Origin of the sequence: Paenibacillus sp. FSL R7-0026, assembly GCF_038004485.1 — a bacterium.
In the GTDB taxonomy this organism is placed as follows: domain Bacteria; phylum Bacillota; class Bacilli; order Paenibacillales; family Paenibacillaceae; genus Paenibacillus; species Paenibacillus xylanexedens_A.
In genome coordinates this window covers 4,551,306-4,560,373 of record NZ_JBBORG010000001.1, presented here as the reverse complement: position 1 = coordinate 4,560,373, position 9,068 = coordinate 4,551,306, and the positions used below count along the sequence as shown (strand labels likewise).

Here is a 9,068-nt window from a genome sequence, read left to right as displayed (position 1 = left end):
GGTATGCATAATCGACTCATTGCAATCATTGGCGCAGGGGTGATGGGATGCGCTACGGCACTGGATGTCGCGAGGGCTGGTTATCGTGTAATTTTGCAGGATATTTCGGCGTCTGTCATTGAGCACGCTCCTGATGTTATACGTCGTGAATATCGTTCAGCTTGCTTTCTGAAGCAAGGGTACGGTCAGGTGCCCCTGGATCAGATCATGGAACGAATCTCCTTCCAGACACAAGATGAAGGTGTGGAAGAGGCAAGTATCATTATTGAAAATGTAACCGAAAACCTGGAGTTGAAAAAGGAAGTTTATGCACGACTATACCACAGGGCTCGTCCGGATGTTTTATTTGCGCTAAATACAAGCTGTATTTCCGTGACAAAGCTCGCTTCATTTTTACCTGACCCAGGTCGAGTCATTGGGGTGCATCTGATGAATCCGGTTCCCGTTAAATCCATGGTGGAGGTGATCAAAGGACATCATACAACACAGGGTACGGAACATGAGATGGTAGCGTTTTTGGAAACTCTTGATAAAAGTCCAGTTGTCATAGAGGATCTGCCCGGGTTTGTCTCTAATCGCCTCTCACACTTGTTAATGAATGAAGCGGCGTACATTGTACAGGATGGAATCGCTACACCCGAGCAGGTGGACGCCATTATGAAGAAGGGCTTCAATTATCAGATGGGGCCGCTGGAGACGGCGGATCTGATTGGTCTGGATACGGTCGTGCATTCATTGAAAGTATTGTACGACAGCTATCAGGACCCTAAATTCCGATGCTGTCCGATGTTGCAGAAAATGGTTGATGCAGGACAGTGGGGGCGGAAGACGGGTCAAGGATTCTACGCCTACTAAGATGAAGGGTGGCATGACCATGGAAAAGCTCAAGGATATCAAGTGTATCGTTTGGGATCTGGACCACACCATATGGGATGGGGTTTTGCTTGAATCTTCGGATGTGCAACTGAAGCCGGGCTTAAAGGAGGTGATTGAAAAACTGGACCAGCGAGGTATTTTGCATTCTGTTGCCAGTAAAAATGATGCAGAGCTGGCTTGGGCGAAACTAAACGAACTGGGCATCGCCGAATATTTTCTATATCCCGAAATCCATTGGGATGCGAAGTCCGTCTCTGTTCAGCGGATTCAGCAGAACATTAATATCGGCATGGATGCCATTTTGTTTGTGGATGATCAACCTTTTGAACTGGAAGAAGTACAAAGTGTACATGCTGACATTCAGGTACTTCATGCGGATCAATATGAAACCATGCTTGATGACCCAAGGCTGATGCCACGATTCATTACAGCCGACTCTGCGTGCAGAAGGCAGATGTATCAGGCGGATACGCTCCGTAAACAGGCTGAGGAACAGTATGAAGGACCTTCAGAACAATTTCTGGCTACGCTCGGCATGAAATTTTCCATCTACGAGGCTACTGAGGATGATCTTCAACGTGCAGAGGAACTTACCGTTCGTACCAATCAGCTAAATGCAACGGGAATTACCTACAGTTACGAGGAGCTGCATCAACTGATGACCTCGCAGGACCATATGTTATTGGTGTGTGAACTCGAAGACAAATACGGAACGTATGGCAAAATTGGGCTCGCACTAATTCACATGCAGCAGAAAGTATGGCGGTTAAACATGCTTCTGATGTCTTGCAGAGTGATGTCCAGGGGAGCAGGGAGTGTGCTGCTAACGTATATCATGCGTGAAGCTCAGAAGCAGGGCAAACAGATGCTTGCGGACTTCAGGGATACCGGAAGGAACCGAATGATGAATATCAGCTATCGCTTTGCCGGTTTCAAGCAACAATCTGCAGATCAGGAAGGAAGAGTACTGTTTTATCATGATTTGCAGCAAGCTGTAGAGTTTCCAGACTACATTGAGGTTTTAGTGCCCGAGGGGCAACATCAATAACAAGGGGGAAGGGCAGTGGATTATCGTCAGGAAATTCGGGAGTTTATCGGGAACAACCTCACCATGGATCATGAGGACACTCAAATTAATGATAATGACAATTATTTTGAGCAACGGTTCGTCAATTCGCTCTTTGCGATGCGTTTGGTGGACTTTGTAGAGCGTAGATTCCAGATTGAGATAGCAAATGAAGATCTGGATTTGGCTAATTTCTGCACGATTAACCGTTTGCATGATCTTATTGAGAGAAAGTTGACTGAGAAGGAGGCGGCACTATGATTACAGCTAATCAGGCATCCATTCGTCCAGTCACAAGTCCGGCAACCAGCCCGTCCAACAAATATATGTATTTGTTTTTGGGAATTTCCTTTGGCACATGTTATGGAATCGCAAGTTTGTTCATGTTCTTTGCGGATTTTATTGTACCCATAACAGGTGAGTTAACCTTGATGCATCCACTTGCGATCGTTGCTCTGTATTCACCTTCCATTGCCGGATTAATTACATGTTATGTGATGGGCGGAACGGAAGCACTAAAAGGAATGTTTATGAAGCTGGTTCCGCGCAGACAGGACCTGTTCTGGATACCGCTCATTATTGGAATTTCCATCATCTTTGCATCAACAATGCACTTTGGTTCCTTGTTATTCGGCATACCGGTCCCTGAGTTGACATATAGTGTACCTGAAATGATCTGGTTGGGGATTGTGAATCTGATCAAGGAGACGGGGCTGATTGGTGGGCTGTTTGGTTGGATCGGATTTTTGCTTCCATTCTTGCAAGGGAAGTTAAAAAATAATATAACAAGTGGTCTGATTACCGGCCTGTTGTTCGGATTATGGGTGCTTCCGGGATACTTGATTTCCTCTTTTGGCACATCAACCACTTACATATACTACGTTGTTCAGCTTATGGCATTTATCGTGTTCCAAAGTTATATCTTCAATGCAACCAAAGGTACACTTCTGTTTTATCTGCTTGCATTCTGGCTTGTAGCCACAGGAAGTCAAATTGATTTGTACTACTTTAATCCGCAAGTTCAGATTATGCAATTCTTCTTTTTTGCAATATCGGCTATTGTCATACATGTCATTTTCAAGCGTAAAAATGTGGATACTTCACTTCAGACATTCCCTGCATATGTTCTGGAAAGAAAGTAAGCCTGGTTATGGTGGTGGATAAGTGATGGAACCGATCTATTTGGAGCAGCTACAAAAGGGGGAGGGAAACAGACAAATGGTCTGTTTTCCTTATCTCGGTGGCAACTCCAACAGTTTTCAGCCCCTAGTGCCGTACCTTCCTGACACGGAAATTTGGGCGTTTACGCCCCCGGGTCATGGTCTGAACACCGAAACTCCCCTGGAGCATATGCAGCAACTCGTAGAACTGTATACCAGCAAGCTGCTGGATGTTATACAGCCCGGCAGTCTGTTATTTGGACATAGTCTGGGAGGAATTACAGCCTACTTCGTTGCGCAGCGCTTATGTCAGGAACGTCCAGATGTAGCTAAAACGCTACGGCTTGTGTTATCTGCCTGCAACACGCCTGACGAATGCGGGATGCAGAATTATGATCGGATGTCAGACGAAAATCTGATTGATCATCTGTTTTCCTATGAAGCTCTTCCGCAAGAACTGATACATGAAAAAGAATTGTTGAATTATTTTCTGCCCGTCATCCGGGCGGATTTCAGGATGCTGGAATCTGCAGCAACGCTTGAATATGAGCCGCTCTCTTTGCCGGTATTGTATCTGTGGGGAGAACGGGATCGTACCGTTACCCTTCAATCAGCGTTGAGATGGGGCCGATATTTTGGCACATCCATGAAGCTTCAAACCATCAAAGAGGGTGCTCACATGTTCATGATGCATCAACCTTCAACGGTGGCGCATTGTCTGACAAGCTTTATGACTCCAGATAAATAGGAACAACTTGTAGATGAGAGGAGCCATGTTCGTTTATGCTGCTACGAATGCTGAGAAACGATATAACGAGAAAAAAAGGGATTACCGCTGCGTTATTTATTTTTGTACTGCTGGCCGCCTTGCTGGTATCTTCGGGGTCACGAATGATTATGGAACTGACGAGTTCCATCCAATATCTATTTTCTGAATCCAAAACACCACACTTTGTGCAAATGCATGCCGGAGAACTTGATCAGGTCAAAGTGAACACATGGGCTGAAGAAAATGCCATGGTCCAGCAGCATCAGATTGTGGAAATGGTCAACATTGACGGCTCTAATCTGTTTCTCGGAGCAGAGTCCGAAAAGAACAGCGTTATGGACATTGACTTTGTTACACAGAATCAGGGTTTCGACTATTTGTTGAATCTGGACAGTGAGATTATTCAGGTGAACGATGGCGAGATCGCGGTTCCGGTATATTACATGCAGCAAAAAAAATTGAGCGTGGGCGACCAGGTTCGGATCGATAATGGTCAATTTGAGCGTTCTTACACCATCGTTGATTTTGTCCGTGATGCTCAGATGAATCCATCGGTTGTGCACTCCAAACGTTTTATCGTGAGTGAAGGGAATTTGCAGGAACTGAAGCAGAGCGTGGGAGAGATGGAGTATCTCATTGAATTCCGGTTGACGGATCCCGGACTGACGAGTGAATTTACCCAGGCTTACCAAAATGCCGGACTTCCCAACGCGGGTCCAGTCGTAACCTATGGGCTGTTCCAGGTATTGAATGCCATGACCGACGGAGTCATTGCAGCCGTTATTATTTTGGTCAGTCTTGTGCTGATTCTGATTGCCATGCTCTGCATCCGATTCACGATGCTTGCGACCATCGAAGAGGATTATCGTGAGATTAGTGTCATGAAAGCGATAGGGATCGCAGAGAAGGATATTAAGAGACTGTATCTGATGAAGTATGTATTTATGGCGGGATTTGCATCCGTGCTTGGTTACATTGCATCACTTGGCGTTAACAGATTATTTGTTTCCAACATCATGTTGTATATGGGAAAAGCACCTGCAACCCTGTTGCATTTCGCGATTCCGTTATTAGCCGCTGGAATCATATTTGCGATGGTTGTTCTGTTCTGTCGAACGGTACTGCGGCGTTTTCGTTCCATCTCCGCGGTGGATGCTCTCCGTACCGGGAGCCTGGGAGATACACAGATCATTCGAAACCGGCTTAGTTTGTCCCGCAATCGCTGGTCTTCCGTACCTGTCTTTCTTGGTCTGAAGGAAGTCATACAGCGAATCAAGATGTTCCGATTATTGTTGTTCGTCTTTGTAGTCAGTTCATTTATCATGATTGTGCCGGTCAACTTCCTGAACACTTTGCAGGCGCCAAGTTTTATTTCTTATATGGGTGTTGGACAAAGTGATATTCGCATTGACTTGAGGCACACAGATGATGTGGAGCAGCGTTATGACAATCTGGTTGCCCAGATCCAAAATGATAAAGACATCAAAACGTATTCCCCATTAGTAACAAGCCAGTTCAAGATTAAAAATGCGGAAGGAAGTTACGACAATCTGAGTGTAGAAACTGGGGATTTCAGTATTTTCCCATTGTCTTATGTTAGCGGTAATGCGCCAACAACCGAGAATGAAATTGCGTTATCTGATGCCAACAGTAGCGAGCTGCGCCTGAAGACTGGTGAGCAACTTACCTTGCTGGTTAATGGCAAGGACCAAATGATGACGGTCAGCGGAATATACCAGGACGTTACGAATGGTGGGAAAACGGCGAAGGCCTTATTGCCTTACAACAAGGATAGTGTGTTGTGGTATGTGGTCAGTTTGGATCTGAATAATCGCGGGGACATGGCTACCAAAATTGCTGAATATGAGGCGGCTTTCTCGCCAGCCAAAGTAACCGATCTTCAAGGTTATCTGGATCAGACGTTAGGCGGAACCATCCAACAATTGAAATTGGTGACGATGCTGGCCTTGGTCATCGGTGTCTTCATATCTATTTTAATTACAGCACTGTTCCTTCAGATGTTAGTAGCCAAGGACAACAACGACATTGCTGTACTAAGAAGCCTTGGGTTTGCCTTGTCTAAAATCAAGTTCAAGTATGTCGTGATGTCACTTGTCATATTAATCTTAGGGGTTGTTACTGGAACGATATTGTCCAATACGTTGGGTCCGTTGCTGGTTAGTGCCATTATGTCGACGTTCGGAGCTTCCAATATTGTTTTTGTTGTTAACCCGTTACAGGCATATATTTTGTGTCCATTGTTACTTGCGGGCACGATTGTACTGACAGCATGGATTAGTATCCAATCGATCAAGGAAACGAGCATATCCAAAATGATTGTCGAATAGGGAGGATCAACGATGACAACTATACTTGAGGCTAAAGACGTGAATAAATCGGTAGCGATCGGCGAGAATGAAGAACATAACATCTTGAAAGATATCAACCTTCAATTAAAAAAGGGAGAATTTGTTTCCATCATGGGGCCATCTGGCTCAGGCAAGTCTACCTTACTGTACAACATAAGTGGTATGGATCAGATTAGTGCTGGAAGTGTCTATTTTAATGGCAAAAAAATATCGGCATTTGAGGAGAGGGATCTGGCAAGTCTACGTTTGACCAAGATGGGATTCATCTTTCAGAATATTCATCTGCTCAAGAATCTGAATCTATTAGACAATATCGTACTTTCCGCGTATCTGGCCAAGAATAGCAGCAGAGAAACGATTAATACACGGGCAATGTCATTAATGAAAAAAATGGGGATTGATGAGCTTGCTGGGCATAACATCACCCAAGCCTCAGGCGGACAGCTTCAACGGATTGCCATCTGCCGTGCGCTGATCAATAATCCAGATATTTTATTCGGCGATGAACCAACGGGGGCGCTGAATTCCAAATCAACGTATGAAATCATGGATATTCTGGGCGATATTAATGCAACCGGTACAACCATTCTGCTGGTGACCCATGATGTGAAAGTCGCTGCCAGATCGGAACGTGTACTGTTTATGATGGACGGTAAGCTGGTTGCAGACAGAAATATTGGAAAATATGCAAGAGAGCGTCAGGATCTGAAAACAAGGGAAAGCCATTTGGCGCAATGGTTGACTGAAATGGGGTTCTAAAAAAAGAACTCCATGACTACAATAGACCGACAGTCGGTCGAACGTATCGGAGGCCAGGATATGAGACTGATAAAAAACCCGGAAGAACGCAGGAACGAGATTTTGGATGCCGCCGAGATTCTGTTCATAACAAAGGGGTACACCAAAGCTACGGTCATGGATATCCTTCAGGCGTGCAACATTGCCAAGGGTACATTTTATTATTATTTTCAGTCCAAGGAAGAGGTTATGAACGCCATCGTGATGCGTTTTATTCTGAGTGGGGAGGCATCGGCCAGGCACGTGGTGTCCGACCCCAAACTGAACGCCCATGACAAAATTTTTCGCATCATGATGGCGCAGAATCAGCCTGACGGCAGAAAACATGATCTCATCGAGCAATTGCACAGTGTTCATAATGTGGAGATGCACCAAAAGAGTCTTGTAGAGACGGTAATTCGATTAAGTCCCATCTTGGCCGAGGTGGTAGAGCAGGGCATTCAGGAGGGGGTTTTTCATACACCTAACCCAAAGGAATCCATCGAATTCCTGCTCGTATCGTCACAATTTTTGCTGGATCGAGGCATCTTTCAATGGGAGGAGGAAGAACTCCAAAAAAAGGTTGAAGCATTCACACATATTATGGAACGTGTGCTGGGAGCAGAACAAGGAAGCTTCGCCTACGTCACTCGTCTTTATTTTCCGAATCAAGGTTAGCCGAGAAAGGAGTATCATCCATGGAACATACCGTTCAAAAATCATTTAAAAAGTTTCTGGTAGTATGGTTCGGTCAGCTCATCTCCATGATTGGGATTGGACTTACTGCCTTCTCCCTGGGGGTGTATGCCTTCGAAAAAACGAATACGGCAACAAGTGTTGCATTGATTACCTTATTCACGTTTCTGCCGAATATCCTGCTTCGACCTATTGGAGGGGTACTGGCAGACCGATTCGACCGTCGAACGATGATGATTATCGGCGACCTGGGGTCGGCAGCCGGTTTGATTTTCATTCTGTCCATTATGCTCACAGGTGATATCCAATTATGGCATATCTATGTGGGAGTAGCCTTTAGTTCCGTGTTTTCTGCGTTGCAGAGCCCGGCATATAAGGCCTCTGCTACGGACCTGCTGGATAAGGATCAGTTCTCGAAAGGAAGCGGTCTTGTACAACTGGCTGAATCCTCGAAGTTTCTGTTTTCACCCATCATTGCGGGCATTCTGCTTAGTATAACAACCATTGAAGTCATTCTGGTCATTAATATTCTGACATTCCTGGTTGCCATTCTGGCTGTGCTGGTTATTCGGAAGAGCATGAAGGTGGAGCGAGAGGATCGAGAAGGAAAAAACTGGATCACCGATATTCAAGAGGGCTGGAGAGAAGTTGTAACCAACAAGGGAGTACTGTTGCTGGTGGTGATTATTTCACTTGTCACCTTTTATCTGGGATTCCTGGAGACACTCATTGGTCCGATGCTTCTGTCATTCACGGATGCAAAGACACTTGGAACGTTTCAGTCTGTTAGCGCCATCGGCATGCTGATTAGCAGCTTGTGCATCGGCATATTTACAATAACAAAGAGATATGCAAGTGTGCTTGTGATGGGTCTAATTTTGTGCGGCTTGTCTTTCTCGCTTCTGGGGATATCCACCAACATTTATTTTATTATCTTCGCAGGTTTTCTGTTCCTGTCATCACTGCCGTTTGTCAATATGAGCGCAGATGTGCTGGTGCGAAACAATATCGCCAACGATAAGCAGGGTAGGGTATGGGGAATCATTGGTATTCTGTCACAACTCGGGTTTATTATCGCGTACAGTTTAGCTGGATTTCTGGCCGACCATGTGTTTAATCCGTTGCTGATGGAGGGGGGAGCACTGGCTTCGTCTGTTGGTCAAATTATTGGAACTGGGCCAGGCAGAGGTATTGCCTTTCTGTTTATCATCGCGGGTCTGTTTGTTATTCTGATCGCAATAATCACATCCCGTTTGAAAATGATCAAATCTCTGGAACAGAGCCCAGATATAACAGCTCCATCTGATGTTGGCGGGTTGGCGCACGATTAATTCGAATCCAACAGCGTAAGCCCT

The 9,068-nt window shown here is 45.3% G+C and carries 9 protein-coding genes; all 9 read left to right on the top strand.

Annotated elements, in window-relative coordinates; translation table 11 throughout:
- Positions 1–3 precede the first annotated feature (3 nt).
- From MKY44_RS20175 to MKY44_RS20135, 9 genes are read left to right on the top strand one after another with little or no spacing between them, the layout of a single operon-like run.
- Positions 4–855 carry a 3-hydroxyacyl-CoA dehydrogenase family protein gene (locus MKY44_RS20175; protein ID WP_341008262.1) on the top strand — a complete coding sequence of 284 codons (852 nt, stop codon included), beginning with the start codon at positions 4–6 and terminating at the stop codon, positions 853–855.
- A gap of 19 nt (positions 856–874) precedes the next feature.
- Positions 875–1,924, top strand: coding sequence for an HAD-IIIC family phosphatase (locus MKY44_RS20170; RefSeq protein WP_341008260.1), 1,050 nt, complete (start codon positions 875–877; stop codon positions 1,922–1,924).
- Positions 1,925–1,939: 15 nt separating this feature from the next.
- On the top strand, positions 1,940–2,203 hold the full coding sequence (locus tag MKY44_RS20165; RefSeq protein WP_017687156.1) for an acyl carrier protein: 264 nt from the start codon (positions 1,940–1,942) through the stop codon (positions 2,201–2,203).
- Positions 2,200–3,084 carry a hypothetical protein gene (locus MKY44_RS20160; protein ID WP_179086485.1) on the top strand — a complete coding sequence of 295 codons (885 nt, stop codon included), beginning with the start codon at positions 2,200–2,202 and terminating at the stop codon, positions 3,082–3,084. Before MKY44_RS20165 ends, MKY44_RS20160 begins: the two co-directional genes overlap by 4 nt.
- A 25-nt stretch (positions 3,085–3,109) precedes the next feature.
- Positions 3,110–3,850, top strand: coding sequence for a thioesterase II family protein (locus tag MKY44_RS20155; RefSeq protein ID WP_036615200.1), 741 nt, complete (start codon positions 3,110–3,112; stop codon positions 3,848–3,850).
- Positions 3,851–3,885: 35 nt separating this feature from the next.
- The gene (locus MKY44_RS20150) at positions 3,886–6,219 is read left to right on the top strand and encodes an ABC transporter permease (RefSeq protein ID WP_341008259.1); all 2,334 of its coding nucleotides are present in this window, start codon (positions 3,886–3,888) and stop codon (positions 6,217–6,219) included.
- 12 nt (positions 6,220–6,231) lie between these two features.
- Positions 6,232–6,999, top strand: coding sequence for an ABC transporter ATP-binding protein (locus tag MKY44_RS20145; RefSeq protein ID WP_047843824.1), 768 nt, complete (start codon positions 6,232–6,234; stop codon positions 6,997–6,999).
- A 60-nt stretch (positions 7,000–7,059) separates the two neighbouring features.
- Positions 7,060–7,695 (top strand): TetR/AcrR family transcriptional regulator, encoded by a 636-nt coding sequence (locus tag MKY44_RS20140; RefSeq protein WP_036615194.1) that lies wholly within the window; start codon positions 7,060–7,062, stop codon positions 7,693–7,695.
- Between the two features lie 20 nt (positions 7,696–7,715).
- Positions 7,716–9,044, top strand: coding sequence for an MFS transporter (locus MKY44_RS20135; RefSeq protein WP_036668528.1), 1,329 nt, complete (start codon positions 7,716–7,718; stop codon positions 9,042–9,044).
- Positions 9,045–9,068: the final 24 nt, after the last annotated feature.

What these genes read in the sequence shown, in the direction of transcription:
- MKY44_RS20175 (WP_341008262.1), top strand. Translation starts at nt 4, where the DNA reads ATGCATAATCGACTCATTGCAATCATTGGCGCAGGGGTGATGGGATGC.
- MKY44_RS20170 (WP_341008260.1), top strand. Translation starts at nt 875, where the DNA reads ATGGAAAAGCTCAAGGATATCAAGTGTATCGTTTGGGATCTGGACCAC.
- MKY44_RS20160 (WP_179086485.1), top strand. Translation starts at nt 2,200, where the DNA reads ATGATTACAGCTAATCAGGCATCCATTCGTCCAGTCACAAGTCCGGCA.
- MKY44_RS20155 (WP_036615200.1), top strand. Translation starts at nt 3,110, where the DNA reads ATGGAACCGATCTATTTGGAGCAGCTACAAAAGGGGGAGGGAAACAGA.
- MKY44_RS20150 (WP_341008259.1), top strand. Translation starts at nt 3,886, where the DNA reads ATGCTGCTACGAATGCTGAGAAACGATATAACGAGAAAAAAAGGGATT.
- MKY44_RS20145 (WP_047843824.1), top strand. Translation starts at nt 6,232, where the DNA reads ATGACAACTATACTTGAGGCTAAAGACGTGAATAAATCGGTAGCGATC.
- MKY44_RS20140 (WP_036615194.1), top strand. Translation starts at nt 7,060, where the DNA reads ATGAGACTGATAAAAAACCCGGAAGAACGCAGGAACGAGATTTTGGAT.
- MKY44_RS20135 (WP_036668528.1), top strand. Translation starts at nt 7,716, where the DNA reads ATGGAACATACCGTTCAAAAATCATTTAAAAAGTTTCTGGTAGTATGG.